At 38.6% G+C, this 25,495-nt stretch carries 28 protein-coding genes; 15 read left to right on the forward strand and 13 right to left on the reverse strand.

What is annotated here, in order from left to right; genetic code table 11:
• The first annotated feature begins 35 nt into the window (after positions 1–35).
• The 7 genes from V0410_RS03660 to V0410_RS03690 are packed head-to-tail and all read left to right on the forward strand — an operon-like array spanning position 36 to position 5,784.
• Positions 36–1,214, forward strand: coding sequence for a zinc-dependent alcohol dehydrogenase (locus V0410_RS03660; RefSeq protein WP_330746350.1), 1,179 nt, complete (start codon positions 36–38; stop codon positions 1,212–1,214).
• Between the two features lie 40 nt (positions 1,215–1,254).
• Entirely contained in the window at positions 1,255–1,755 is a 501-nt protein-coding gene (locus V0410_RS03665) for a CinA family protein (RefSeq protein ID WP_330746351.1), read from the forward strand.
• Between the two features lie 4 nt (positions 1,756–1,759).
• A complete protein-coding gene (locus V0410_RS03670) occupies positions 1,760–2,557 on the forward strand; it encodes an SDR family NAD(P)-dependent oxidoreductase (RefSeq protein WP_330746352.1) in 798 nt (265 codons plus the stop codon).
• Positions 2,558–2,565: 8 nt separating this feature from the next.
• Positions 2,566–3,315 carry an SDR family oxidoreductase gene (locus tag V0410_RS03675; protein ID WP_330746353.1) on the forward strand — a complete coding sequence of 250 codons (750 nt, stop codon included), beginning with the start codon at positions 2,566–2,568 and terminating at the stop codon, positions 3,313–3,315.
• A gap of 35 nt (positions 3,316–3,350) precedes the next feature.
• A complete protein-coding gene (locus V0410_RS03680; protein ID WP_157885741.1) occupies positions 3,351–3,515 on the forward strand; it encodes a hypothetical protein in 165 nt (54 codons plus the stop codon).
• A 20-nt stretch (positions 3,516–3,535) separates the two neighbouring features.
• On the forward strand, positions 3,536–5,068 hold the full coding sequence (locus V0410_RS03685; RefSeq protein ID WP_330746354.1) for an FAD-dependent oxidoreductase: 1,533 nt from the start codon (positions 3,536–3,538) through the stop codon (positions 5,066–5,068).
• Between the two features lie 59 nt (positions 5,069–5,127).
• A complete protein-coding gene (locus V0410_RS03690) occupies positions 5,128–5,784 on the forward strand; it encodes a DUF6766 family protein (RefSeq protein ID WP_330746355.1) in 657 nt (218 codons plus the stop codon).
• Here V0410_RS03690 and V0410_RS03695 read toward each other — a convergent pair.
• Positions 5,766–6,569: an AraC family transcriptional regulator gene (locus V0410_RS03695; RefSeq protein ID WP_227942064.1), complete on the reverse strand. Its 804-nt coding sequence runs from the start codon at positions 6,567–6,569 to the stop codon at positions 5,766–5,768. The two genes, V0410_RS03690 and V0410_RS03695, sit on opposite strands and share 19 nt — an antisense overlap.
• Positions 6,570–6,685: 116 nt before the next feature.
• On the opposite strand from V0410_RS03695, the gene V0410_RS03700 reads away from it, so the two are divergent.
• Entirely contained in the window at positions 6,686–7,822 is a 1,137-nt protein-coding gene (locus V0410_RS03700) for an Atu1372/SO_1960 family protein (protein ID WP_330746356.1), read from the forward strand.
• A 181-nt stretch (positions 7,823–8,003) separates the two neighbouring features.
• On the opposite strand, the gene pdxR is transcribed toward V0410_RS03700, so the two are convergent.
• Positions 8,004–9,431: a MocR-like pyridoxine biosynthesis transcription factor PdxR gene (gene pdxR / locus V0410_RS03705; RefSeq protein ID WP_330746357.1), complete on the reverse strand. Its 1,428-nt coding sequence runs from the start codon at positions 9,429–9,431 to the stop codon at positions 8,004–8,006.
• Between the two features lie 100 nt (positions 9,432–9,531).
• On the opposite strand from pdxR, the gene V0410_RS03710 reads away from it, so the two are divergent.
• The 3 genes from V0410_RS03710 to V0410_RS03720 all read left to right on the forward strand — a co-directional run bounded on the left by V0410_RS03710 (position 9,532) and on the right by V0410_RS03720 (position 11,250).
• Complete coding sequence (locus tag V0410_RS03710) at positions 9,532–9,987, forward strand: cupin domain-containing protein (RefSeq protein ID WP_330746358.1); 456 nt, start codon at positions 9,532–9,534, stop codon at positions 9,985–9,987.
• Between the two features lie 134 nt (positions 9,988–10,121).
• Entirely contained in the window at positions 10,122–11,012 is an 891-nt protein-coding gene (locus V0410_RS03715) for a dihydrodipicolinate synthase family protein (RefSeq protein ID WP_330746359.1), read from the forward strand.
• Between the two features lie 4 nt (positions 11,013–11,016).
• Positions 11,017–11,250: a thioredoxin family protein gene (locus V0410_RS03720; protein WP_330746360.1), complete on the forward strand. Its 234-nt coding sequence runs from the start codon at positions 11,017–11,019 to the stop codon at positions 11,248–11,250.
• Positions 11,251–11,486: 236 nt separating this feature from the next.
• On the opposite strand, the gene V0410_RS03725 is transcribed toward V0410_RS03720, so the two are convergent.
• Positions 11,487–11,993, reverse strand: a complete 507-nt coding sequence (locus tag V0410_RS03725; protein WP_330746361.1) for a pyridoxamine 5'-phosphate oxidase family protein — start codon at positions 11,991–11,993, stop codon at positions 11,487–11,489.
• Between the two features lie 312 nt (positions 11,994–12,305).
• Here V0410_RS03725 and V0410_RS03730 point away from each other — a divergent pair, with 312 nt between their 5' ends.
• On the forward strand, positions 12,306–13,103 hold the full coding sequence (locus tag V0410_RS03730; protein WP_330746362.1) for an AraC family transcriptional regulator: 798 nt from the start codon (positions 12,306–12,308) through the stop codon (positions 13,101–13,103).
• A gap of 64 nt (positions 13,104–13,167) precedes the next feature.
• Complete coding sequence (locus V0410_RS03735) at positions 13,168–14,121, forward strand: nitrilase family protein (RefSeq protein WP_330746363.1); 954 nt, start codon at positions 13,168–13,170, stop codon at positions 14,119–14,121.
• A gap of 46 nt (positions 14,122–14,167) precedes the next feature.
• Here V0410_RS03735 and V0410_RS03740 read toward each other — a convergent pair whose 3' ends face one another.
• From V0410_RS03740 to V0410_RS03755, 4 genes are all read right to left on the reverse strand, one after another.
• Complete coding sequence (locus tag V0410_RS03740; protein ID WP_330746364.1) at positions 14,168–14,524, reverse strand: rhodanese-like domain-containing protein; 357 nt, start codon at positions 14,522–14,524, stop codon at positions 14,168–14,170.
• Positions 14,521–14,823, reverse strand: coding sequence for a DUF3817 domain-containing protein (locus V0410_RS03745; protein WP_330746365.1), 303 nt, complete (start codon positions 14,821–14,823; stop codon positions 14,521–14,523). The genes V0410_RS03740 and V0410_RS03745 overlap by 4 nt, the downstream gene beginning before the upstream one ends.
• A 2-nt stretch (positions 14,824–14,825) precedes the next feature.
• The gene (locus V0410_RS03750; protein ID WP_330746366.1) at positions 14,826–15,284 is read right to left on the reverse strand and encodes a hypothetical protein; all 459 of its coding nucleotides are present in this window, start codon (positions 15,282–15,284) and stop codon (positions 14,826–14,828) included.
• A gap of 69 nt (positions 15,285–15,353) precedes the next feature.
• A complete protein-coding gene (locus tag V0410_RS03755; protein ID WP_330746367.1) occupies positions 15,354–15,944 on the reverse strand; it encodes a TetR/AcrR family transcriptional regulator in 591 nt (196 codons plus the stop codon).
• A 151-nt stretch (positions 15,945–16,095) separates the two neighbouring features.
• On the opposite strand from V0410_RS03755, the gene V0410_RS03760 reads away from it, so the two are divergent.
• Positions 16,096–17,316, forward strand: coding sequence for an MFS transporter (locus V0410_RS03760; RefSeq protein WP_330746368.1), 1,221 nt, complete (start codon positions 16,096–16,098; stop codon positions 17,314–17,316).
• Between the two features lie 62 nt (positions 17,317–17,378).
• Here the strand turns inward: V0410_RS03760 and pdeM are convergent, their stop codons facing one another.
• The 6 genes from pdeM to V0410_RS03790 form a co-directional block, all read right to left on the reverse strand.
• Complete coding sequence (gene pdeM, locus V0410_RS03765) at positions 17,379–18,023, reverse strand: ligase-associated DNA damage response endonuclease PdeM (protein WP_330746369.1); 645 nt, start codon at positions 18,021–18,023, stop codon at positions 17,379–17,381.
• A 49-nt stretch (positions 18,024–18,072) separates the two neighbouring features.
• Positions 18,073–18,675, reverse strand: coding sequence for a 2,3-bisphosphoglycerate-dependent phosphoglycerate mutase (locus tag V0410_RS03770; RefSeq protein WP_330746370.1), 603 nt, complete (start codon positions 18,673–18,675; stop codon positions 18,073–18,075).
• A 130-nt stretch (positions 18,676–18,805) separates the two neighbouring features.
• A complete protein-coding gene (locus tag V0410_RS03775) occupies positions 18,806–21,211 on the reverse strand; it encodes a ligase-associated DNA damage response DEXH box helicase (RefSeq protein ID WP_442879198.1) in 2,406 nt (801 codons plus the stop codon).
• A 233-nt stretch (positions 21,212–21,444) separates the two neighbouring features.
• The gene (locus V0410_RS03780) at positions 21,445–23,025 is read right to left on the reverse strand and encodes an ATP-dependent DNA ligase (protein WP_330746372.1); all 1,581 of its coding nucleotides are present in this window, start codon (positions 23,023–23,025) and stop codon (positions 21,445–21,447) included.
• Positions 23,022–24,044, reverse strand: a complete 1,023-nt coding sequence (locus V0410_RS03785; RefSeq protein ID WP_330747655.1) for a ligase-associated DNA damage response exonuclease — start codon at positions 24,042–24,044, stop codon at positions 23,022–23,024. Before V0410_RS03785 ends, V0410_RS03780 begins: the two co-directional genes overlap by 4 nt.
• Positions 24,045–24,182: 138 nt before the next feature.
• Positions 24,183–24,968, reverse strand: coding sequence for a S41 family peptidase (locus tag V0410_RS03790; protein ID WP_330746373.1), 786 nt, complete (start codon positions 24,966–24,968; stop codon positions 24,183–24,185).
• 21 nt (positions 24,969–24,989) lie between these two features.
• Here V0410_RS03790 and V0410_RS03795 point away from each other — a divergent pair, with 21 nt between their 5' ends.
• A complete protein-coding gene (locus V0410_RS03795; protein WP_330746374.1) occupies positions 24,990–25,262 on the forward strand; it encodes a helix-turn-helix domain-containing protein in 273 nt (90 codons plus the stop codon).
• Positions 25,263–25,495 lie beyond the last annotated feature (233 nt).

Genomic DNA, 25,495 nt, shown 5'->3' on the forward strand with positions numbered 1-25,495 from the left:
TCACACCAACACCAATCACTTTAAATATTTACATTATGAAAGCAGCCGTTTTTCATTCACCAGGTAACATTACCTGTGATACCGTAGAAGATCCCAGAATTCTGGATGAAAATGATATTATACTGAGAGTAACCTCCACAGCGATTTGTGGCAGTGATCTCCATATGTATTCAGGAGGAATTCCGCAGGCCAGGCCTATGGTAATGGGACACGAATTTATGGGTATAGTAGAAGAGACCGGGAAAAACATCAGTCACCTGAAAGCAGGCGACAGGGTAGTAGTTCCTTTTCCCATTGCTTGTGGAAGCTGTTTCTTCTGTCAGCATGATCTTCCCACTGCATGTGAACATAGTAATCCCGATTATTACGGTCCGGAAGGAGGTATTTTCAAAGAAAAAGGCGGTGCCCTTTTCGGATATACCGACCTGTATGGAGGATATGACGGTGGCCAGGCCCAATATGTAAGAGTTCCCTATGCGAATTTTGGGCCCAGAAAAGTTCCGGAAAGCCTTAGTGATGAACAGGTTTTATTTCTTACTGATATTTTCCCAACAGGCTACACAGGAGTGATGTGGGGAGAGCTTAAAGGAGGAGAAACTGTTGCTGTTTTTGGAGCAGGCCCCGTAGGGACAATGGCCACAAAAAGTGCTGTTCTTCATAACGCCAGGAAAGTTATTGTAATTGATACCCTTCAATACAGATTAGACAGAATCAAAATGCTTACAGGATGCGAAACCATTTTGTGGGAAGATGCTGAAAGCACTATTGAACAGATCAGGGATATGACAGACGGGCGGGGTGCAGATCTTTGTATTGAGGCCGTAGGATTTGAACCGGAAAGAAGCTTTATCGACCGGGCCAAAGCTGTTTTAAACTTTGAAAAAGGTTCTATCAAAGTGCTGGAAGCATGCATGAGCGCGGTACGCAGAGGTGGCATTGTTTCTGTTCTGGGAGTTTATCCCGTTAATTATGACAATTTCAGACTTGGACAAATTTTTGACAAGGGAATTACACTTAAAGCAGGACAGTGCAATGTTCATCCTATTATAGACAAGCTCATGGATTATGTGGTGACCGGAAAAATCACCCTTGATGATGTTATTACCCATCGTTTATCTCTTGATGAAGTAAGCAAAGGATACGAAATTTTTGATAAAAAAGAAGACGGATGTGTAAAGGTCGTTCTTGACCCCTGGAAGCTCGCAGGCTTTTAATTAAAATAAACGATAAACCAATTACTCAAAATTTAATAGTATGGATTTTCAAAAAAATCTTCTCGAATATATAAGTCAGTCACTGATGACCACGGATGAAACCATTTCAATTGCAGAAAGTGTTACTTCAGGGTGTTTGCAGCTGGCTTTTTCACAGATGCCAAATGCTACCATGTTCTACAAAGGAGGAATGACAGCCTATTCTTTGTCAGAAAAAGTAAAATTACTGAAAGTTAACAGGCAGGAGGCCGAAGAATGTGATTGCGTTTCAGAAAATATTGCAGAGACGATGGCTTTAAATGTAGCAAGGCTTTACGAGTCCGACTGGTCTATTGCCACCACCGGTTACTGTACACCAATCCGTAATTCCGGGTATAAAATTTTTGCCTATTTCTCATTTTCTTACAAAGGTGAGATCATCCTGACTAAAAAACTGGAATTACATCCTAAAACTCAAGCCCTGAATGCCCAGCTATATTACACCGAATTTATTTTGGGATGTTTTAAAAGTGAACTCAACAGGCTTTTAATCTTAAAATAAATCTATGGAACGCAAAAATCAATATGCACTCATTACAGGTGCCACCAGCGGTATAGGCTACGAACTGGCAAAACTGTTTGCAAAAGAAGGTTATGACCTTGTTATTGTGGCCAGAGATCATGAAGAGCTGAAAAGAAAAGCCGATGAATTCAAAAATTACGGAGTGAATGTGATCAGCATCTCCAAAAATTTATTCTTGCAGGAAGAAGTTTATTCTCTTTATTCCGAATTAAAAATGAATGGAATAAGCCCTGAAATACTGGTGAATGATGCCGGGCAGGGAGTGTACGGGAAATTTCAGGATACGGATATCCACAGGGAAGTAGACATTGTTCAGTTAAATATCATTTCAGTCATCATATTGACCAAACTGTTTTTAAAGGACCGGCTGCCCGAGGGGTCAGGAAAGATTTTAAATCTGGCATCTGTAGCCAGCAAAGCTCCCGGCCCGTGGCATTCGGTATATCACGGTACTAAAGCATTTGTATTATCATGGTCTGAGGCCATCCGTGAAGAGCTGAAAGATTCCGGAATTACAGTGACGGCTCTTTTACCGGGACCTACCGATACCGATTTCTTTAATAAAGCGGATATGAACAGAAGCAAAATACTTGAAGACCCAGATAACCTGGCATCTCCGGAAGAAGTGGCTGCTGATGGTTATCATGCTCTGATGAATGGTGATGATAAAATAATATCCGGTCTAAAAAATAAACTTTCTGTAGCAATGGCGAATATAGCCAGTGACAGTATGGCGGCTCATAGAATGGCAGAAATGCAGAAACCTTCAACAGAAGAATAAAAAGACTTATGATAGGAAAATTAGACAATAAAACAGTTTTGATTACCGGTGCAGACAGCGGAATAGGAAAGGCTGTAGCCCTTCTTTTTGCTCTGGAAGGTGCAGATATTGCCATTATTTATCATTCCAGTGACAACGATGCAGGAAGAACAAAAGCGGAAATTGAGAATCTGAATAGAAAATGTATCATTTTCAAAGGAGATATCAATGATTATGATTTTTGTGAAGAAACGGTAAAAGAAGTGATCTCGGTATTCGGAAAAATTGATATTCTCATTAATAATGCCGGAATTCAGTTTCCTGCGGAAAGTATTGAGCAGCTTGAAGAGAAAAACATCAGGCAAACCTTTGATTCCAATATTGTCGGAATGATTTTGTTAACAAAAGTAGTATTTCCCTATTTAAAAGAGGGAAGCTGCGTTATCAATACCACTTCCGTTTCCGCGTATCAGGGACATCCTGAACTTCTTGATTATTCTGCAACAAAAGGCGCTATTGTTTCCTTCACCCGTTCTCTTGCACTGCAGGCAAAACCCAAAGGAATCAGGATTAATGCCGTTGCCCCGGGACCTGTGGCTACACCGCTTACCGAAGAAACTTTTGATGAAAAGAAAGAAAATCCCAATAAACCTCCTTTGGAGAGAAATGCGACTCCTGAAGAAATCGCTTTCAGTTTCCTGTTTCTGGCAGGTGATGACGCGTCACAGATTACGGGCCAGGTACTGCACCCCAATGGAGGACTGATAGTAAACGGATAAAGTATATAAAAGTATAAACATCAAAATATTTAAATATGAAAACTACAGCACTTATTTTAGGCGTTATCAGCCTTTTTGCTTTTACTTCCTGCCGATGTAATATTGATGAAGACGAAAACAAGAAAAGGGATCAGAAAAGCAGTTCATCCAATACCGATAAATCCGGTCTACCCGAAAGTGATACCCTGAGTATCAGATAAATTAACAATAAAAAATTCTGATGATGTACAGAGACGGTGCAAGAAAAAGTATTTGGCAGGAAGAGATCAGAAAATTTTCTACAGAAACGGATCTCAGCTCATTATTTGATGTTGCCATTGTAGGAGGTGGAATTACAGGAGTTTCAACAGCGCTGAAACTTCAGGAATCCGGAAAGAAATGTGTTATCCTCGAAGCAGCCAATATAGGATTTGGAACTACCGGCGGTACAACGGCCCATTTAAACGATTTTTTTGATACAACCTTTAATCAGGCCATCCGTGATTTTGGACTGGATAATGCCCAATTGTATGCACAATCCGGAACTGATGCCATCGGTATTATTGAAGGTAATATTGAGAAATATCAGATCAGCTGTGATTTCACAAGAAAGTCCGCATACCTTTTTGCCCTGGATGAAAAACAGGAAGAACAGTTAAAAGATATTGTAGAAGGAGCAGCCAAGGTAGGTCATGAAATGAGTTATGTGAATGAAATTCCTTTTCCCATCCCATTCAGAGAAGCGGTGCTTATTCCAGGGCAGGGGCATTTTCATCCTGTAAAATATAGTAAAGCGCTCTGCGAAGCTTTTATAAAACTGGGCGGCTCTATCGTAGAAAACTGCCATTGTGAAGAACATGATGAACAAAATGATTTTGTTGTTTTGAAAACTTCAAAAGGGGAAATAAAGGCCGCAAATGTAGTCTATGCTACCCATATTCCGCCTGGAGTTAATCTTCTTCATTTTACAAATGCTCCCTACAGAAGCTATGCCATGGCTTTTACCATGAAAAATGACAAATATCCGTGGGAGCTGGGTTATGATCTTTGTGAGCCCTATCACTATTACCGTATTCAGAATATTGAAGGCGAAAATCTATTGATTGCAGGAGGAGAAGATCACAAAACAGGGCATGCTGATGATACCGGAGAATGTTTTTCAAGACTTGAAAATTATGTCAGAAAATATTTTGAGGTAGAAACAGTCTATTACAGCTGGTCCAGCCAATATTACGAGCCAGTGGACGGATTTCCCTATATAGGAAAACTTCCCGGAAGCAAAGAAAGAATTTTTGTGGCTACAGGCTTCAGAGGAAACGGAATGATTTTCGGAACACTTTCGTCACAGATCCTGCATGACCTTATCCTCACAGGAAAAAGTAAATATGGCGACCTGTTTAATCCTTCCAGAATCAAACCTGTTGCAGGATTTTCGGATTTTGTGAAAGAAACGGCAACGGTAGCTTTTGATTTTGTAAAAGATAAAATTTTAACCGAGAAAATTGAGTCTTTTTCAGAAGTCGGTGAAGGGGAAGCAAAAGTGATCAGATATGAATCAGAATCTTATGCCCTTTACAAAGAAAATGACGGCACTTTACATCTGCTCAGAAGTACCTGTCCACACGCAGGATGTGAAGTCCGGTGGAACAGTGCGGAGCTGAGCTGGGATTGCCCATGTCACGGTTCACGGTTTAATGTCAACGGAAAAATCCTTACCGGACCCACCACAAAGAACCTCCAGAAGGTATTCCCTTATCAAAAACGTGATTCATAAACTCCAAACTTTAAACCTTAAACTTTAAATATTGAATTCTAACCTTTAAACTCAGAACTATGTCACGCACCAGTTTCCTGTATCGCAACAGCTTAAGTATTGTTCTGATTACTCTGATGATTATTTTTCTTGCAGGACAATTTTTTATGGGCTGGAAAACAGAAAATAAAGAACTCATTGAAAACGGCCAGCCTGTTTTAAAGATCGGTGAATACATCCATAGCGGTCACTTTATACAGGCTACTTTTGAAAACTGGGAAAGCGAATTTCTCCAGATGATGCTGTATGTTTTATTAACGATTTCTCTGAGGCAAAAAGGCTCCAGTGAATCAAAATCTATGACAGAAGAGGAAGATGTTGACAAAGAACCTGTACCACACCCCAAAGCGCCGTGGCCTGTGAAAAAAGGCGGAATATGGCTGAAACTCTATAAACATTCATTATCAATTGCCTTTGCTCTCCTTTTTCTGGCGAGTTTCATTTTGCATTTCTATGGTAGTCTTAAGGATTTTAATGATGAACAAATGATGAAAGATAAACCTGCAGTAACGACCATTCAATACATTTCAGAATCGCGGTTCTGGTTTGAGTCTTTTCAAAACTGGCAGAGTGAATTCCTGGCGGTTGCTTCCCTGGTTCTTCTTTCTATATGGCTTCGTGAGAAAGGCTCTCCGGAATCAAAACCCGTTGATATGCCTCATGATGAAACGCCTTGATTTTTATTCACTTTCGGCTTTGTCTGCATAATGGCAAAATATGACGATGTAAAAGCTGACAAACTCTGATAGCCCACTTTATAGGCTACTTCACTCAACGTGTACTGTCTGGTATCTATCAGTTCAATACTTTTTAAAATCCTTGTCAGCTGAAGGTATTTCTGTATCGTAATTCCCGTTTCATTTTTAAAAATTCTCTGGAGACTCCTCACAGACATTTGTGCTTTTTCTGCAAGAGCATCCATGTCCGGATTATATTTAAAATTGGAATTAATTTCATTGCATACAGGAATCAGTCTTGAATCCGTAGGAACAGGAATCTGCAGACTGCTGCTTTCTTTGCAGAAATTGGGAAGACTTTTTAAAATAGCTTTGAAAAACAGATCCTGTTCTTCATTTTCATCCAATAACTGGTTCCATTTTGAGGCATATAAAAGCATTTCCTTTAAAACAGCAGGAACAGCAAATACCTGAACATGCCGGTAAAATTCATCTTCAAAAACAGATCTGAACAGGAATACCATCAGATTTACTGTTTGTGCCTCAGAAGTAATTTTATGGGCTTTTTCCGAAGGAATCCAGATGACATGATGCTGGGGGACAAGATAAATTTTCTGGTCGATATGGAAGTACTGGTAGCCTTCTTCCACAAAAGTGAGCTGAGCCCGGCTGTGCTTGTGCTCATAATCATCATGTTTCCAGTTTTTTTCACACCATACATAAGCTTCCTTGTTGATAGAATCTACAAAGTGGCTTTCCGTTTTTTCAATCAGTCCGCATTTCATTTTGTCGTTTTGAATGTATATTTTGGCAAATTTAATAAAAACGACAATAGTAATTTTGTACTGTCACTGTCATGGTTACAGGATTTAACAAATAAAAAACCTATATCTTATTCAGAATGAAAAAACTATGTCTTTTTTTTATCTTAATTTTATTATCAAATACCACCCACATCATGGCACAAAATAAAGCTAACATACTGGTTCTTATTCATTCGGACAATGGCGGAACCTACGAACTGGCTAAAGAACTCGCCAAAGGAATTGAAAGTGAAAATAACGCAGTTTCCCATATAAAGCTTGTCAAAGCATCACAAAATCCACACCTGAAAAATCTTCCGGTTGCAACACCAGATGAGCTGACCCATTATGATGGAATCGCTTTTGGTTCACCGGTTTATTTCGGAAATATCAGCACAGGAATGAGTGAATTTTTATCCGGAACTGTTCAGCTCTGGACCAATCATGCTCTGGAAGGAATTCCGGCCACTGTTTTTATGTCAGCAGGAAGCGGAGCAGGAAAGGAGCTTGCTCTTCAGGCTTTCTGGAACAGCCTTGCCGTCCACGGAATGGTTCTTGTGTCTAATGGAATACGTGGAACAGAAGAACTGAACAAAGCCATTCCGCAAGGAAATACTGTTTTGGGAATTACCAGCATGGCTTCTTTAAAAGATGTGGAAAGACCTACGAAAGGAGAGCGGAATATGGCTGAAATTCAGGGAAGAAATTTTGCAAAAATAGCATTGGCATTAAAAGATACGCACTCTAAAAAAACGCTGGCTGTTACGGAAAGTCATCAGAATTTCAGTGAAATATTAAAACAGAAAAACATTATTCTTCCACAGGTTCCAAAGCCGGCGGGAAATTATCAGCCGTTCGTCCGTTCCGGAAATCTTGTATTTATCAATCAGGTTGCTTTAAAAGACGGTAAAATTTTCAATCCGGGTAAATTAGGTGTTGAAGTAAATGAGCAGCAGGTAAAAGATGCTGTAAAAGTAACCATGCTGAATGTGATTTCAGTGTTAAATGAAGCTGTGGGAGGAGATTTGAGCAGAGTAAAACAATGCGTGCAGCTTACGGGAATTTTCAATACAAAAGATGATTATACAAAACATGCTGATCTGATGAATGTGGCTTCTGATCTGGCTGTTGAAATCTTCGGGGAAAAAGGAAAACATGCCAGAGCTACCTTGGGAGCTTCTTCCATTCCTGTGGGCTCTTCCGTAGAGATTCAGGCGGTTTTTGAAGTGGAATAGTTTTCCAGTCTAAACAACAAAGTCACGCATCTTTGTAAATCTGTGGGAGAAATATTTATTTTACCACAAAGTTTAAAACACTTAGGTTGACTTAAGTAACAGATAAGCTGCTGAGAAGTTCACATAAGTCAAAAAAATCTTTGCTTTTGTGATTGCACAACAACCGTGTAAATCCGTGAAATTAAAAACCGGAGATAACCTCTGCGATAACAGGGATACTTTGCTCCAGCTGCTCTTCAGAAAGTGCTCCGTAACTTAACCGGAATCCGTTTACCTGGCTTTTACTGTATTGTTTAGGATGAATAATCTTAATATTTTTTTCCAGTAAAAGCTTTGTTACAGCATCCCAATCCAGTCTTGTTTTGGGAACAATCCAAAAGGCAAGGCCTCCTTCAGGCAAAGTAAAATCGGCAATATTTTTCATGTATTTTGTCAACAGTTCAAAGACAAAATCTCTTTTGTTTTTATAATGAACAGTGGCCTTTCTGATGTGCTTTTTTATGGCTCCTTCTTTAATCAGCTGGAGAACTGCCTGTTCCATGATAACATCTCCATGTACATCAATAATTTTTCTCAGATCACCAATTCTTTTTAATAGTTCCTGATTTTTAGTGGCCAGATAACCGATCCTTAGAGCCGGAGCTACCACCTTGCTTAAAGTTCCGATGTACACATAATTGTGCAGTTCGGGAAAGCTTGAAATCGGGAGAATTGGGCGGTATCCGAAGTGAAACTCATTATCATAATCATCTTCAATAATGGTTATATTGTATTGGTTGGACAGCTCAATTAATTGTAATCGTCTTGCCAGACTCAAAGTAACTGTAGTAGGGTATTGTCTGTGAGGAGTAATATACAGGGCTTTAATATTCTGATGTTGCTTTAAAAGCTTTTCAACAGTCTCCATATGGATTCCTTCCTGATCTACAGGGACCGACAAAAGCTTTGCTCCTGCATACTCAAATGCCTGCCATGCAGGCTGATACCCCGGATCTTCCACAATAACAATGTCTCCGGGATTTAAAAGTGTCTGAGCGGTCAGGAACATTCCCATCTGGCTGCCCCTTGTAATGGAAATTTCATTTTCATCAATATGCATTCCACGCTGATGGTTGAGCATCTGGGAGATCATTTTTCTGAATTCTGTGTCACCGTGTTCATTTCCATATCCCATCATCTGCCACTTGGCTTTGATGCCGAAAATTTGTCTGTAGGCTCTGGCCAGTTCTGTCACAGGAGCAATTTTACTGTCGGGATGTCCATCATCGAAATTGATTACAATTCCACTAGACATTACCTGCTGATGATGTGGGTAATGTAATGCCTCTGCATTCTTTTCATGCAAAGCTGGAAGTCTTTCCGATACGAAAATCCCTTTCCTTTCTCTGGAAATTACCCACTCTTCATTGATCAGTACCTGATAGGCTTCTACAACAGTATTCCTGTTAATTTTCAAGGTCTGGGCAAGATTCCTGCTTCCCGGAAGTGCATCTCCGGTTTTTAACCTTCCTGAACGTATATCAGAGATGATCGTATCCGCAATCTGTAGATAAACTGCTTTTTCAAGCTTTTTATCAATTTCTAATTCTAATTTCCAAGGGCGCAACATCTGGACTATCTATTTATATAAAAACTGAATCATTTAAACAGTCCAAAGATAGAATAATTTTGTCATGCAATAAAGCACAAAACCCTAATAATTTAAAATCATGGACAAGAAACAATTCAGTTCTAAAGACTTCCACGAAACCTTTGCAAGACCAAAGTATGTAAAACCGAGTCATTTGATTCATAAAAATGTAGAAAATGCAGGAGAACACAATCAGTTTTCAACAGAAAGAAAACACCCGGTTTTTTTTGTGGATCTTCCGAGTAAAAATGTAAGCATGACGATTGGCGGGCTTATCCCCGGACAACAAACCAACAGACACCGCCACACTTATGAAACCGTTTTATTTGTCATTGAAGGGAAAGGATGGACAGAAGTAGAAGATGAAAGAGTATATTGGGAAGCAGGAGATGCGGTATATATTCCTTCATGGGCATGGCATAAACACCAGAATCTCAGCGATACGGAACCTGCCAAATATATTGCCTGCGAAAATGCGCCTCAGCTGCAGAACTTAGGGGTTGCCTTAAGAGAGGAAGAAGGCAGAGATCTTTAGTACCAGAGCTTTAAGCCATTAAGAATTTTGTATGTTAATTATTGATACCGGATATGATTTTTCCTTTCAAAGCAAATTAAGCTTAATACTTTCTTAATGGTTTAAAATTATTTTCAAATTTTAAATCAGTAAACATGACAAATGTTCCATTCAAAGGGATAATTGCTTATCCCATAACACCTTTTGACCAAAATGAAAAAGTAGATATTCCTCTTTTTAAACACCTGGTAGAAAGACTGATCACTTCTGGAAGCCACGGCATTGCTCCATTGGGAAGCACAGGGGTAATGCCTTATTTATCTGACGAAGAAAAAGAAGAAGTTACGGAAGCTACTTTACAGCAGGTAAAAGGCAGAGTTCCAACGCTTGTAGGTGTATCCAACCTTACCACGGAGAAAACCATTCATCATGCTCAGTTCGCAGAAAAAGCAGGAGCCGATGCGGTGATGATCATTCCTATGAGCTACTGGAAACTTACCGATGACGAAATTGTAACGCATTATGATGCGGTAGCACGCAAAATATCGATTCCGATTATGGCATACAATAATCCGGCAACAAGTGGAGTAGATATGTCTCCGGCTTTGCTGAAAAGGCTGCTTGAAATTCCCAACGTAACGATGATTAAAGAAAGTACAGGAGATGTTCAGAGAATGCATTACCTGAGAAGAGAACTGGGAGAAGACGTTGCATTCTACAACGGATCCAATCCTTTGGCTCTGGCGGCATTTTCCGCGGGAGCAAGGGGTTGGTGTACGGCAGCTCCTAATCTTATTCCTGAACTGAATATCAGCCTTTATAATGCGGTGGAAGAAGGTGATCTTGAAAAAGCAAAAATGATTTTCTATCAGCAGTTTGACCTTTTAAAATTTATTGTAAACAAAGGATTGCCGAGAGCAGTGAAATCAGGGCTGAATATTCTGGGTGAAAATGGCGGAAATCTGAGAAGCCCTCTGAAACCGCTTCACGAAAAAGAAACCGAAGAATTAAAAAATATTATGAAAACCCTTATCAATCCAGTATAAACGTATGAAAAAATCCATTTTTTACCACGCAGGATGCCCTGTATGCATCAGTGCTGAGCATGATATCGTTAACCTTATAGGTTTGGAAAATGTAGAAATTGTCCATTTGGGTAATGACAAAAGCAAAATTGAAGAGGCTGAAAAAGCGGGTGTAAAATCTGTACCAGCTTTAGTAACTCCCAACGGGAATGTGCTTCACATTAATTTTGGAACGTCTATAGAGGCTGTGAAAAATTAGAATATCATTAATATTGTATAAACGGCTCAAACTTTTGAGCCGTTTTTAGTATTGAAAAACGCAAGGGCGCAGAGCAAATATATGCGTCGTGTTATAAGGCGCGAGGATTTTATCTCCGATAAAATTGAATGCTGCTGATTTTATCTCTCGCAGATTATACAGATTACGCAGATAATTACACAGAAATATGCTTAATTTGCAGCATCTGCGAGAGAATTATTTTTATTCAGAACTTTTTAAATCGTTGCATTTCCTTCTACACCATCCGAATTATCAGTTTTATTTCCTGTGATTGCGGCCGCAACAAAACTAAACAGGCTTACCAGTTTTCCTGCTTTGGTATCCCAGTAATAGGTTTCTTTAGGTTCCACACGGATAATCGTAACATTGGGATCATCTTTACCATCAAACCAGGCTTTAGCCATTGGAGACCATTTATCTTCTATGGTTGCTTTGTCCTTATAAACAGAAGCTTCTCCATACACCGAAAGATACTGGGAGTCGCTGTTGTTCATAAAAAACAACTGTACTCTGCGGTCTTCTTTGATTTCAAAATTCTTATTGCTGGTTCCACTGCTGATAAACCACAAATTTCCGCTGTCGTCTGTTTCCTGCAGGGTCATGGGTCTTGAATTGATGGGAGTGGTTTCCAGTTCTGTACAGAACATACATATTCTCGCACTTTCCGAGAGTTCTTTGATCTTTTTGATCGCTTCAAGGTGGGTAAGGTTTTCTGTTGACATATTCTTATATTTTAGTGATTGGTAAGTGGTATGAGATTCAAATACCTGACCAAAAGAGGATAAAGTGTGGTATCTTACATAAATTTCTTTTCGTTTTTGGAATCACAACGAAGCAGGATAAGTGTAAATTCCACATAAAGTTCAAGAATATTATCAATTTTTATCTCTCGCAGATCACTCAGATTTTGCAGATGATTCTGTAGATTTCTGGGTAATTGACAAAATACGCGAGAGAATTATATATTTGATTTTACATATCCTAAATTCCGATATTGTCTTTTTCTGCCCATAAGTTTTACGTAAATTTGATGGATGCAGATTTCGCCCCCCAAACACTTAGCTCCTTATATCAGACATTATATCTTTTTGGAAAATTCCAAAGAGGATATAAAAAGTTTAAGGCTCTTTACGGATGGAAGTTCCGGATTGATACTATCCGGAGACATGAATCTGTATTCCGGTATTTCTGAGGACCGAATGCCATATTCCTTTTTCTATGGTATATTAAACGGTTACAGGGATTTCTTTTCAAAAGGTAAATTTTCTCTTATGGCCATAGTATTTCAACCTTATTTTTTGAATATTCTTTTGAAAACTTCTGCCAAAGAAATTCGCAATCAGATAATTTCCGTGGAAGATGTTTTGAAAAATAAGCTGGAAGTGTTTCAGGAGAAATTGTTTAATAAAGAGAATCCTTTAGCCATAATCAATGATCTGAATATCTTTTTTACCCGTTTTCTATCTGAACGAATGAGTACAGATTATCATTTAATAACAGCTACACAACAATATCTTCTTCACAATAAAGGTTTTGTATCCTCCAAAGATTTGCAGCATTTCACCGGATATTCTGAGCGTCATTTAGAACGGAAATTTAAATATCATATGGGAATTTCTCCAAAAAACTACGGAAATATCATCCGTCTTCATTACTTTTTAAGCCTTCTGAATAATGGGATTGATGATAACAATATGACCACACTTTCGTACCAAGCTGGATATTCAGATCAGTCTCATCTTATCAGGGAATTTAAAAATAATATCGGGCTTACTCCTAAACAATATTTACATACAGAAAATAAAATGGCGGTTAATTTTATTGAACTGTAAACCGGTATGTCGGTTTTGTACAATTTTTAAGAAGCGACACAGCCTAGTTTTGCTTAAAAAAAGTATGAATATCAAAATTTCGACGGCACAATTTGAAAACAAAAGCGGTGATAAAGTTTATAACCTATCCGTTATAGAAAAACTAGCTGGTGAGGCAGCATCCAAAGGTTCTCATGTAATTGCCTTCCATGAATGCTCCATTACAGGCTATACTTTTGCCCGAAAGCTTTCCAGAGAACAGCTTCTTGATATTGCAGAGCTTATTCCGGATGGTGAGAGTCTTAAAAGACTACAGGAGATTGCTAATCAATATAATATCACCATACTGGCCGGATTGTTTGAGAAAGATGAACATGATAACCTCTTCAAGGCTTATGTTTGTGTTGATAAAAATGGACTGAAGGCGAAATACCGAAAACTGCATCCTTTTATCAATCCGCATCTCACACCAGGCAATGGGTATTGTGTTTTTGATATTATGGGCTGGAAATGTGGAATTCTTATTTGTTATGATAACAATATTACTGAAAATGTGAGAGCTACAAGACTTTTGGGTGCAGAAATTATTTTTATGCCCCATGTTACGATGTGTACGCCTTCCACAAGGCCGGGAGCAGGTTTTGTAGATCCTCAGCTTTGGGAAAACAGGGTAGCAGATCCAACCTCTTTACGTCTGGAATTTAATGGAATGAAGGGCCGGGACTGGCTGATGAAGTGGCTTCCGTCCAGAGCGTATGACAACGGAGCGTATATTGTTTTTTCAAACCCAGTTGGTATGGATGATGATCAGCTTAAAAACGGGTGTTCCATGATTATAGATCCTTTTGGAGATGTGATTGCAGAATGTCACTCATGGGAAGACAGTTTTGAATCAGCAGTTATTACTCCTGAAAAACTTACTCAGGCAGGAGGATATCGCTATATTAAAGCCAGAAGACCTGAATTATACAGGGATATCATTGGGCAGGAACATTCATCAGAACAAAAAGTAGTTTGGCTTACTGATAAAACTCTTTAAAAAATTGAATCTCTTCTGTCAATTATGTGCGGAAGAGATTCATTGCTTATGGATGAATCGTTTTCTGGAGATCGGTCCAGGCACCTCCATTGTAGATATGTTTAAAGCCTCTTTCTTTCAGGATATTCTCTGCTTTTACACTTCTGAGTCCGTGAGAACACACTGTGATGTATGTTTTTTTCGGGTCCAATTCTACATATCGTTCTCTGATGGTTCCTAAAGAAATATTCACAGAACCTTGTATATGCCCTGTTTCATATTCCTTTTCCGTTCTTACATCCAAAATTACAGCTCCTTTTTTGAGGAGTTCCGTCAAGCCATTATCTAAAGTCTGGAATCGGTAAATTCTGTAGACTATATACAAAATAAGAGCTATTCCACAGAATATAAAAAGACTTTTCATAGCTTACTCAGAATTTTTTTGTCAATATAAAAAGTACCAAACGGAATAAAGCAGGCCAAAATAACTTTCCATGTTATTTCTTTAAATTTCCAGTTCTGCTCTACGCCCACGCTCAGTGTATTGAACAGGAAGAGTAGGAATAACGTCCCGTGAACAGGACCAATAAGTCTTACCCATAAAGGATTGTCCATCCAGTATTTTATAGGGACTGCAATAAATACAAGTGTCAGCAAGGAAATTCCTTCCAAAATAGCCAGAATCCTAAGCCTGCCAATCTTTGTTTTAAATAAATCTATCATAATTATCTGAAATAAGGTCTGTTTGCAAAAGGAGAAAATGGCCAGGGGATGGCAATGAAAATAATAGCCAATGCTATAGAAAACCAGATCCCCATCGTTTTAAATTTTTCTTTATCCGAAAGTTTTCTTTTAGCCAGCGCTGAGCCAATTGTGATAATGACAATCGCTGTAATCATCAGTACGATATGGATTAACCCGAAAAACAGATGTTCAAATGAATCTTTAGCTTCATTAAAATGTTTCCAGAAGTATTGGATCACAGGGCTTTTGAGATAAAAGATTATGCCTATAATCAGCTGGATATGAGCAATTGTAGCCGTCCAGTGTCTCACAGAATTGTCGGATGCTGTAAACTTCCGGTCTGAGAAATATCCTTTAAAAGCCCGGAAAATTGCGTAGACTAAACTTATTAAAACCAGCCAACGGGTTTGGGAATGTAAAAAAGTCAGGGTTTGATACATGGGTTATTTTTTGAACAGAGCAAAGGTAAAACAAAAACATACTAAGTAGTATGTTTTTTAATAAAAAAATTACTGAAGGCTTTTAAAATAAGACTTAAGCCCCTTTAAATAAGTGAGATATACTTCTTTTGAGTTGTCAAGTTTGCCCAGATTTCTTACTCCCCAATACCCTGAAATCACAAAAACACTCACTTCTTTTGCACTTACTTCTTTTTTGATTAATCCGGCATTTTTACCTCTTTCAATACTTTCAGCAAGCGCCACTTCCCATTCTTTTGACAGTTCGTGAAGAGCCTGAGTAAAGGCGTTATGCCATGGAGCCATTTGCTGCACAAAATTGGAAGTAGGGCAGCCGTATTCCACTTTTAAAAAATCATTTTCCATCAAAAGATGGTGCATGATATCATAAATGCTTTTTAAAGGATCCGGATTGTTGTGAAGAGTGTTAATGAAAGTTTTTCTGAAGTTGGGTTTCATCAGATCGGTGATAATTGCCAGCCCCATTTCATCTTTGGTTTTAAAATGATAATAGAACGCACCTTTCGTCACCTGAGTCGTTGCAATAATTTCATCAATGCTTGTAGTCTGAAAACCTTTCACATAGATCAATTCGAACGCTTTCTGGAGAATAGTAAGACGGGTTGCTTCTGATTTCTTCATTAAAACTGCTGATTATTGTTGCAAAGAAACAAATTTTACAGGGAAAATAAAACTATCATTATTCTGATACTTTGATAGAATTTAAATAATTTTTATAATACAAATATTCATCGGAAATTTGCCTTGTCAATATCTACAAAATTATAAGACAATGAATTTTCAAAAAGAAATACAGATCAATACTGAAGCACAGACAGCCAAAAGAGGTCTTCCTGCTGCTTTATGGGCATTAACAATAAGTGCATTCGCAATAGGAACAACGGAATTTGTTATTGTAGGACTTCTTCCCACAGTAGCTTCAGACCTTGGAATTACCATTCCTTCAGCAGGGCTTCTGGTAAGTCTTTATGCGATAGGAGTAGCTATCGGAGCACCGATCTTAACAGCACTTACAGGGAAAATGCCGCGTAAGATGCTGCTGGTATCGATCATGCTGCTATTCGTTATTGGAAACGGGCTGGCTTCAATTGCGCCCAGCTTTATAACATTAGTGCTGGCCAGAATACTTACAGGATTGGCCCATGGGGTTTATTTTTCTATAGGTTCTACCATTGCAGCTTCACTGGTTCCTGAAGAGAAAAGAGCTACCGCAATTTCCATTATGTTTGCCGGACTTACACTCGCTATAGTAACGGGAGTTCCGCTGGGAACATTCATAGGACAGCATTTCGGCTGGAGAGCAACTTTCATCGGGGTTTCAATCCTTGGAATTATCGGATTGGTTGCCAGCTTGTTACTGGTGCCTAAAAATCTTAAAAATGGAAAAACAGCTTCTTTAAAAAGCCAGTTTAAGGTACTGGGCAACAAGCGTTTGATATTTGCTTTTTTAATGACCGCAATGGGATATGGAGGTACGTTTGTGGTATTTACGTATCTGTCACCTATTTTACAGAAAATTACAGGATTTCAGGAATCTACAGTCACTTTTATTCTTTTGATTTATGGAATTGCCATTGCCCTGGGAAACCTGATTGGAGGAAAAGTAGCCAATAAAAATCCTCTGAATGCCCTTTTATGGATGTTTGCTGCACAGGGATTGGTATTGCTGGCGTTTTATTTCACGGTAAGCAGTCCTGTTTTAAGCATCATAACCCTTTTTCTGTTAGGAGCTTTATCGTTTGCTTCGGTTCCCGGACTTCAGCTGTTGGTAGTCCAGATTGCAGAAAAAGAACTGCCCGGAACTGAAGACGTTGCTTCGGGGATTAATATTGCTGCTTTTAATATTGGTATTGCCATCGGATCTTATGCAGGAGGAATGATTGTGACATCCTCTTTAGGACTGGCAAGTACACCATGGATAGGAGCTTTGTTCCTGTTGGTTACGGTTTTAATAACCATCTACAGTATCCGTTTAAGCAAGAAAAATATATAGTTTTTTACCCATGTCAAGGTTTGAAACCTTGACATGGGTAACTTTTGTAAGTAGAAATATCATCAAATCTCATAAATATCTGCATCCGTAAACACAAAAAATGTACTTTTCTTAGGCAGATTTTTAGTGTCCAGTCCTGTAAATTCACTGAATGCAGGCAGTAATAACTGATTGCTGCTTAAAGCAAAACAGGGAAGCCTGATATTCTTTACCGCAGAATTCAGTACAATTCCCGGATGGATATGTCCGGTGATCTGAAATCCGGATCTGGATGCATCAAAATCATGAATGAACGTAAAATCATTTATTTCCAGCCATTCAGCTTTATGATTAAAACATAACTTTTTTTCCAGTGTTTTTGAAATCCGGTCATGATTTCCTTCAATAAGATAAAACTCAATATCAGGATATTGATTTTTCCATATACAGAATTCATCCACATCAGAATTGTCTCCGGCATGAAGTAAATCTCCAACCACTACAAACTTTTCCGGCTGAAAATATTCAATCAAAGCGGATAATCTTTCCAGATCACTTTTCATAATATGATTGGCCAGTGCAATGCCGTTTTTTCGGAAATGAGCGGTTTTCCCGATGTGAAGATCAGAAAGTATCAATGCCTTTTCTTTTTGCCAGAATGCAGCCCGCTGATTGGTCAGAATGAAAGTTTCATTTTGAATGGAAATATTTTTAGTTGCTATAAACACTTGATAGATTGAAAAATTGAAGGTTTAAAGGTAAGCTATTTAAACCGGATCAGCTAACTTTCCGGCTGACGTGAAATTTTTCATCAAAAATATAAGTCAGAGGAAAACCCGTAGCAATCTCTCTTTCTAAAATCTCTTCGGGAGAAAGATGCTCCAGATACATAATTAAGGCACGAAGGCTATTTCCGTGGGCCACAATTAATACATTTTTGCCTTGTTTCAATAACGGCTGTATCTCTCGTTCAAAATAAGGGATCACTCTGTTATAAGTGTCTTTAAGACTTTCTCCGCCGGGAGGAACTACATCGTAAGACCTGCGCCAGATGTGAACCTGTTCGGCTCCATATTTCAGCGCGGTGTCTGCTTTATTTAATCCTTCAAGGTTTCCATAACAGCGTTCGTTGAGTGCTTTATCTTGAATGACAGGAATATCAGGATTTCCAATGACATCCAAAATGATAGAGAGGGTATGCTGTGCTCTGATGAGTGCAGAAGTAAAAGCAACATCAATTCTTTCTCCTTTCAAGGCAATACCTGCTTTTTTTGCTTCTTCAATACCCGCTTCTGTTATATCGATATCTTTCCAGCCTGTAAATCTGTTTTCAAGATTCCAGAGTGACTGTCCGTGACGGACCAGGAACAATTTTTCCATTTTAAATTTTATTAAACTACTAATAAGGTATATTCTAAGTTACGATGATTATTTAAGCTTATCAAGAAAATTAACATAGAATATTAGGCTAAGAATAGGATTAAAATTGAAGGAAACTTAGTGAGTTCATTTATGAAATATCACTTATATCAGACAGTTTCAACATTCTTTTAATTCTCGCATCCAGACCTTCGCTGGAAAGCGTTTGTCTTAAGCTGTCTACTTTAATCGGAAAACTCAGCGGTGTAAAGGAACGGGAATGTTTTAAAATAATTTCCGATTTTTCAATTCTTTTAAAAGCCTCTACAAGCCTTTGTTCCTGAAGCTGCATATTAAAAACTTCTGTATACGCCTGTTTTATTAAAAAATGATTGGAATCATGGTCTTCCAATACTTTAAAAATTAATCCTGCAGAACTTTGCAGCGATTTGTTGGAGCGTTGCTGCCCTGCATAATTTTGAATGACCATTCCTGAAATAACGGCTATATCACGGAACTTCCTTCGGGCCATTTCCGCAGAATTGATGCTTGCAATGACATCATTCATCAGGTTTTCTCTGGTTAAAATCTGCTGTAGATTATCCTCATTTAAAGGGATTTCCTTATCGCTGAACAGCTCAAATCCATAATCATTCATGGCCATGGAAAAAGAAATAGGAGCGAGCTTTGAGATTCGATAGGCAATCAGAGCGGCCATGACTTCATGCACAAGACGCCCTTCAAAAGGATACATGAACAAATGGTAACCTTCGCGGTTCTTGATCATTTCCACCAGAAATTCATCTTCTTTGGGAATATGGGAACGGGTTTCCTGATTGATCAGTAAAGGATGCAGAAACTTCAGTTCTTTTTCAGAAGCTTTCGGACTTAATGCATGGGAGAGTTTTTCTCTTAAAAAATGACCCAGATTGGAACTTAGCGGCAGCCTTCCGCCAAGATAACTTGGGACTAAAGCTTTTCCTTTAGCGGCTCTTACGTAGACTGTCATATCTTTAATCATGGCGACCTCGAGCGTTCTTCCGGCCAGAATAAATTTTTCTTCTTTTTTAAGTTTTGAAATAAAATATTCCTCAATCATTCCAATATAGCCTCCGGATATGAATTTCACTTTCAGCATGGCATCACTTACAATCACGCCCATATTCATCCGGTGAAGCATTGCAATTTTCCTTGAAGTGACTTTATACAGACCGTCTTCCATAATGACGATCTTGTGGAATTCTTCATAGTTTTTTAATACAGTGCCGCCAATGGTCAGGAATTCGAGAATGCTTTTCCATTCTTCATCCAGCATTTCCTGAAAAGCATACACTTTTTTGATTCTTCCATAGAGTTCATCAGGATAAAAGCCATCTCCAACAGCAAGTGTCATAAGAAACTGAACCAAAACATCGAAACACAGGACCTGGGGTTCCCGTGGCTCAACAACTTTCTGTTTTACGGCTTCTTTTAACGCTGAAACTTCGATCAGTTCTAAAGAATGGGTCGGAACGCAATAGATTTTTGAGGTTTCAAAAGGGGAGTGGCCGCTGCGTCCTGCTCTTTGAAGGAAACGGGCAACTCCTTTGGCAGATCCAACCTGAATAACGGTGTCTACAGGCTTAAAATCAATACCCAGATCGAGGGATGATGTGGAGACAACAGCTTTTAACTTTCCTGAACTTAAGTTTTCCTCAATCCAAATTCTTAAATGAGCATCAATAGAGCTGTGATGAATGGCAATCTGTCCCGCAAAATCCGGATGTGCATCCAACAATAACTGATACCACATTTCACTCTGGCTTCTGGTATTCGTAAAAACAATGGTAGATTTTGAATCCAGAATAATGGGAACCACTTTATCGGCGAGCTTATTGCCAAGGTGTCCTGCCCATGGCAATATTTCAATTTCATTGGGGAAAACCGGGATAATATCTATCTTTTTATGCTCTCTGGCGGTTATTTTTGTTTTTTTAATATCATAGGGAATAAGCACATTCATGGCTTCATCCAGATTTCCGATCGTTGCCGTAATTCCCCAGATCTTCATTTTTGGGGTATATTTTCTAAGCTGTGAAATACCGAGTTCTACCATCACACCACGTTTTGAACCTAATAGCTCATGCCATTCATCCACAGCTACACATTTCATATCGGTGAAAAAACGCTCATTATTTTTCTGAGCGAGAAGCAAATGAAGACTTTCAGGGGTTACCACAAGAATTTCCGGCATTTTCTTCACCTGCTGCTGTCTTACTTTGGGATCGGTATCTCCGTTTCTTACACCTACCGTCCAATCGAGTCCGATTTCATCAATAGCTTCCTGCATCGCTTTTGCAATATCTTTGGAAAGAGAACGAAGAGGTGTTATCCAGATCATTTTCAATCCTTTTTTATATTGTTCAGGTTGATTGAGAAAATCTGAAACCAAGGCTAAAAACACGGAAAAAGTCTTCCCAAAGCCTGTGGGAGCTACCACCATTCCGCTGTATCCGTTTCCAAATTTTTTCCAGGTTTCAAGCTGAAATTTAAAAGGGGCAATACCTTTATCGGTCATCCATTGCTGGATAATCTTTAATCCGTTGCTATGTTCAAAAGCTGCCAATTCTATTTTTATTTAAATTTTTAACGCAAAAGGGCGCCAAGTTTTTATTTGATATTGTTTAATTTTCGATCGCAAGGGCGTTTCACTCAGCAAAACAATATCTTACTATAGCTGAACGGAGTGACTTTGCGAAAAAGAATATTAGAAATAATTTTAAAAACTTTTGCGTTCATTGCATTAAAATATTACTGTATTAATTTTTTAATCTCTTGCAAATCATCAATCTCGTCTACCGTTTTGTCTTTCCGCCATCTTACAATTCTGGGAAATCGGAGGGCGACACCGCTTTTATGACGGTTGCTGAATCCTATACCTTCAAAAGCAATTTCAAAGACCAGCTCTGCTTTTACGGTTCTTACAGGACCAAATTTTTCAATGGCATTTTTAGTTACAAACCGGCTCACTTCCATGATTTCCTTGTCTGTTAATCCGGAATAGGCTTTAGCAATAGTTACCAATGTATCACCGTTTTTCACGGCAAAAGTATAATCGGTGTAGTAAGCACTCCGCCTGCCGCTTCCTTTCTGAGCATAAATCAGGACCGCATCAATGGTTAGCGGATTGATTTTCCACTTCCACCAGTCGCCTTTTTTCCGCCCGGAATGATAGGGAGAATTTTTTTGTTTCAGCATCAGTCCTTCACTGTTTATTTCCCTTGAATTTTCACGAAGAGCATCCAGTTCTTCCCATTTCTCAAAATCCAGACTTTTTGAAATACTGATATTTTCGGGATTTTCATTCAATAATAATTCTTCAAGAAGAGCTCTTCTTGCGGAGATCGGTTTTTCTCTCAGGTCATTATTTTCAAGTTCCAATAAATCATAGACAAAAACTTCAATCGGAATTTCTGAGAGCATTTTCTTTGTTAAAGTTTTTCTGTTTAATCTTTTCTGTAATTCATTAAAATTTAAAACCTTACCCTCTTTAACCGCAAGTATTTCTCCATCCAGTACAAAGTTACCTTTCATGGATTTTACCACTTCTGTGATTTCAGGAAATTGATCTGTAACAAGTTCTTCACCTCTGGACCAGATGAACACTTCGTCATTTCTCCTGATGATTTGTCCGCGGATTCCGTCCCATTTATATTCTACCAGCCATTCGTCGGGACTTCCCAATTCTTCAGCCGGTTTTTCCAGAGGATAGGCAAGGCAGAAAGGATAGGGCTTTGAATTGTCAGGATTCACATTTTCCGCATCAATAAGTTCTCTGAAGGAAACTTCATCCGGCAGCCATTTTCCCATTAAGCTGTGCATCAGGGCACTCGGTTCCTGGCCGGAAAATCTTGTCAGCGCATTGATCAATGTTTTATCTGAGACTCCAATCCTGAAACTTCCGCCAATTAATTTATTGAAAATCAGACGTTCGGTATAATCCAGGCCATTCCAAGACTGCAGTACAAAGTCTTTTTTTTCTTCATCTGTCTTCCCTTTTAAACTTACGATATCATCCATCCATTCTGATAAAGTACGTTCTATTTTTTCCTGCGGAGGCGGAAGTAGTAAGGATAATGTTTCTCCCAGATCGCCAACAGAAGAGTAAGATTCCTGAAACAGCCAGTAAGGAAGCCGGGTAATTTCCAGTGCCCAATCTTTCATATAATTGGTATTGACATTTCTTTTGGGCCTTTTCCCGGTAAATAAGGCGATAAACCATACTTTGTCTTCATCAGGAGCACGTTCCAGATAATCGATGATGGCATCAATTTTAGCATTGGTCTTATTGGTGGTTTCCAAAGCGTTGATAAGTTCTGCAAAATGTCTCATGATTCCGGGGTTTCAAGGGTTTCTTTTTCAGATTCTTCTTCGTCTTCACCAAATAATGTTTCCACCACATCAGACTTGATTCCGATTTCGTTCAGATATTTTGAAAAAACTTCGGTTTGTCCGTGCGTTACGTGTACAAGCTCTGCTTCTGTTTCTCTCACAGTCTGTAACAATCCTTTCCAGTCTGCATGATCACTCATCGCAAATCCTGCGTCTGCACTGCGCCATCTTCTGGCACCGCGAACCTGCATCCAGCCGGAGCATATTGCAGTAGCCGGATCCGGAATCTTTTTAATTACGTTGCTGTCTAGTAAAGCAGGGGGAACAATCACAATTTCGTGTTCCACTTCTTTCGGACGTTCCCTGAAATCTGCAATGGTATATTCAGGAAGATCAATTCCCACTGCTTCAAAGGCTTCATTGAGTTTTCCGATGGAATAGTGAACGTAGATCTTTCCCAGTTCTTCCACGGCTTTCATAATACGCTGGGCTTTCCCAAGAGAATATCCAATGAAAACAGAGGTTTTGCTATTTTCTTTATTCTTCAGTACCCAATTCTGAAGTTTGTTATTTAAATCCGGAACTTCCAGCCAGTTGTAGATGGGAAGCCCAAAAGTACTTTCTGTAACAAATTCATTACATTTTACCAGCTCAAAAGGAGTGCTCAATCCATCATTCTGAACTTTATAATCTCCTGAAATTACGGTTACATATCCTTTATATTCAAGCCTTATCTGCGCAGAACCAATGATATGCCCTGCAGGATGAAGCGAAAGTTTTACTCCGTTAATGGTAATAACTTCTCCATATTCCACGCCCTGGCATTCGATATCAGGCCCTATTCTTTGGTACAAAATAGGTTTTGTAAAATGATGACAAAGGTATTTTTTCATTCCCCAGCGGGCATGATCGGCGTGGCCATGGGTAATAACCGCCATATCCACGGGCCTCCAGGGATCAATATAAAATTTCCCCTGCGGGCAGTAGATTCCTTTTTTGGTAAATGTGATTAATTTCAATGGTGTGACTGGTTTTACAAGAATACGCTTCAAAAACTTAACCAATTTTAATAATGTGGTATTTTTTATTAATTAAAAACTGATTGTTTTACGGAAGACATCAAAAAAAGCTGTCTCCATTTGAAACAGCTCATTATTTTATTTTTCATTCAGGATATTGTTTACATAATCAATCCATTGATAATCGGGGATGGTCTGATCAATGAAATAGTCAGGCTGAATGCCTTTTCCATCAATGGCCATATCGGGAATACGGAAACTTTTGGAGAGCGAATATCCCAGTTTAAATTCGTTACAGGGTGAATTTACAAAATACATATTGGAGATATCCAGCACTCCGGCTGTAGTCGTTCCAAAGAGTTTTACCTTTTTACTTTGTCTGGCAGCGAGTAAAAATTCTTCTGCAGTACTGCCGTTTCCATTATTGATGATAATTCCTACATTTTTAGGATAAGGATAAATTTTATCCATCTTATTGATTCCTACAGTACTTCCATCGTCCTGTAAACTTACATACTTACCCAGGTTCTGACTGAGTTTATCATAAGCTTTTTTCATATATTCTCGTTCGTCTTCCGGTATTCCGTATTTCTGGTAATTTTCATAAAGATCCAACATTCTCTGATTATTCAGTTTTGTAGAATAAAACTGCGTTCTGACACTTCTTACAGGATTGGTATAGAGATAGGGAATAATTTTAGCAAAACTGTTATCACTGCCGCCTCCGTTATATCTGATATCAATAATAAGATTTTCCGTACTTTCAATTTTAGATTTGTTGGCTGTAATTACGCTGTCTATATCTTTTTTCAAAGCGCCGTTGAAGGAAGGAATCCTCAAAAACAATGTCGTTTTGTTAAGTGGTTTCAGAAAAGGTTTCTGAGCCTTTATTGCTTCATAATATGTGATTTTTCCGAGCCTCATAAAATTGATCTTGCAGAGTTTATGAACAAAAACTATATGTTCAATGTTTCCGTAGATGCTTTTGCAAGGCTTACGGGACGCAGTCTTTCCGGATTTAAAAGAGATTTCAGTAAAATATTTAAAATGGCACCCAAACAGTGGCTGAAAGAAAAAAGACTGAAGGAAGCCTATTATTTGATTAAAACTCAAGATAAAAAGCCTTCAGATATTTATCTTGATCTGGGCTTCGAGAATTTATCCCATTTTTATTCTTCTTTTAAAAAGAAATTCGGAATAACAACTACGGAGGTTTAAGCATTGCTGGTTTGCCGCAAATGCAAAGACACAGGAAATAATCTCCTATGTTTGTATAAGTTATAATTTTCCTTATCTCAATTATTATCTTAGCAATAAAGTGAATAAGGATGAGAGTTGAATAAAAATCCAATAGTTCAAAGAAACATATTCGGCGCAAGAAATCACCTCATCCTTTTTTATCTTTTAGAGTCAGAACAGAATGTAAGGAATTAAAAACAACTTTTAATATC

Origin of the sequence: Chryseobacterium sp. CP-77, from assembly GCF_036362765.1 — a bacterium.
Classification (GTDB): domain Bacteria; phylum Bacteroidota; class Bacteroidia; order Flavobacteriales; family Weeksellaceae; genus Chryseobacterium; species Chryseobacterium cupriresistens.

What these genes read in the sequence shown, in the direction of transcription:
- V0410_RS03715 (WP_330746359.1), top strand. Translation starts at nt 10,122, where the DNA reads ATGACAAATGTTCCATTCAAAGGGATAATTGCTTATCCCATAACACCT.
- V0410_RS03675 (WP_330746353.1), top strand. Translation starts at nt 2,566, where the DNA reads ATGATAGGAAAATTAGACAATAAAACAGTTTTGATTACCGGTGCAGAC.
- V0410_RS03730 (WP_330746362.1), top strand. Translation starts at nt 12,306, where the DNA reads ATGCAGATTTCGCCCCCCAAACACTTAGCTCCTTATATCAGACATTAT.
- V0410_RS03680 (WP_157885741.1), top strand. Translation starts at nt 3,351, where the DNA reads ATGAAAACTACAGCACTTATTTTAGGCGTTATCAGCCTTTTTGCTTTT.
- V0410_RS03710 (WP_330746358.1), top strand. Translation starts at nt 9,532, where the DNA reads ATGGACAAGAAACAATTCAGTTCTAAAGACTTCCACGAAACCTTTGCA.
- V0410_RS03690 (WP_330746355.1), top strand. Translation starts at nt 5,128, where the DNA reads ATGTCACGCACCAGTTTCCTGTATCGCAACAGCTTAAGTATTGTTCTG.
- V0410_RS03660 (WP_330746350.1), top strand. Translation starts at nt 36, where the DNA reads ATGAAAGCAGCCGTTTTTCATTCACCAGGTAACATTACCTGTGATACC.
- V0410_RS03750 (WP_330746366.1), bottom strand. Translation starts at nt 15,284, where the DNA reads ATGTATCAAACCCTGACTTTTTTACATTCCCAAACCCGTTGGCTGGTT.
- V0410_RS03735 (WP_330746363.1), top strand. Translation starts at nt 13,168, where the DNA reads ATGAATATCAAAATTTCGACGGCACAATTTGAAAACAAAAGCGGTGAT.
- V0410_RS03695 (WP_227942064.1), bottom strand. Translation starts at nt 6,569, where the DNA reads ATGAAATGCGGACTGATTGAAAAAACGGAAAGCCACTTTGTAGATTCT.
- V0410_RS03770 (WP_330746370.1), bottom strand. Translation starts at nt 18,675, where the DNA reads ATGGAAAAATTGTTCCTGGTCCGTCACGGACAGTCACTCTGGAATCTT.
- V0410_RS03760 (WP_330746368.1), top strand. Translation starts at nt 16,096, where the DNA reads ATGAATTTTCAAAAAGAAATACAGATCAATACTGAAGCACAGACAGCC.
- V0410_RS03755 (WP_330746367.1), bottom strand. Translation starts at nt 15,944, where the DNA reads ATGAAGAAATCAGAAGCAACCCGTCTTACTATTCTCCAGAAAGCGTTC.
- V0410_RS03790 (WP_330746373.1), bottom strand. Translation starts at nt 24,968, where the DNA reads ATGAGGCTCGGAAAAATCACATATTATGAAGCAATAAAGGCTCAGAAA.
- V0410_RS03685 (WP_330746354.1), top strand. Translation starts at nt 3,536, where the DNA reads ATGATGTACAGAGACGGTGCAAGAAAAAGTATTTGGCAGGAAGAGATC.
- V0410_RS03795 (WP_330746374.1), top strand. Translation starts at nt 24,990, where the DNA reads ATGAACAAAAACTATATGTTCAATGTTTCCGTAGATGCTTTTGCAAGG.
- pdxR (WP_330746357.1), bottom strand. Translation starts at nt 9,431, where the DNA reads ATGTTGCGCCCTTGGAAATTAGAATTAGAAATTGATAAAAAGCTTGAA.
- V0410_RS03740 (WP_330746364.1), bottom strand. Translation starts at nt 14,524, where the DNA reads ATGAAAAGTCTTTTTATATTCTGTGGAATAGCTCTTATTTTGTATATA.
- V0410_RS03745 (WP_330746365.1), bottom strand. Translation starts at nt 14,823, where the DNA reads ATGATAGATTTATTTAAAACAAAGATTGGCAGGCTTAGGATTCTGGCT.
- V0410_RS03775 (WP_442879198.1), bottom strand. Translation starts at nt 21,211, where the DNA reads ATGACCGATAAAGGTATTGCCCCTTTTAAATTTCAGCTTGAAACCTGG.
- V0410_RS03665 (WP_330746351.1), top strand. Translation starts at nt 1,255, where the DNA reads ATGGATTTTCAAAAAAATCTTCTCGAATATATAAGTCAGTCACTGATG.
- V0410_RS03720 (WP_330746360.1), top strand. Translation starts at nt 11,017, where the DNA reads ATGAAAAAATCCATTTTTTACCACGCAGGATGCCCTGTATGCATCAGT.
- V0410_RS03780 (WP_330746372.1), bottom strand. Translation starts at nt 23,025, where the DNA reads ATGAGACATTTTGCAGAACTTATCAACGCTTTGGAAACCACCAATAAG.
- V0410_RS03725 (WP_330746361.1), bottom strand. Translation starts at nt 11,993, where the DNA reads ATGTCAACAGAAAACCTTACCCACCTTGAAGCGATCAAAAAGATCAAA.
- V0410_RS03700 (WP_330746356.1), top strand. Translation starts at nt 6,686, where the DNA reads ATGAAAAAACTATGTCTTTTTTTTATCTTAATTTTATTATCAAATACC.
- V0410_RS03670 (WP_330746352.1), top strand. Translation starts at nt 1,760, where the DNA reads ATGGAACGCAAAAATCAATATGCACTCATTACAGGTGCCACCAGCGGT.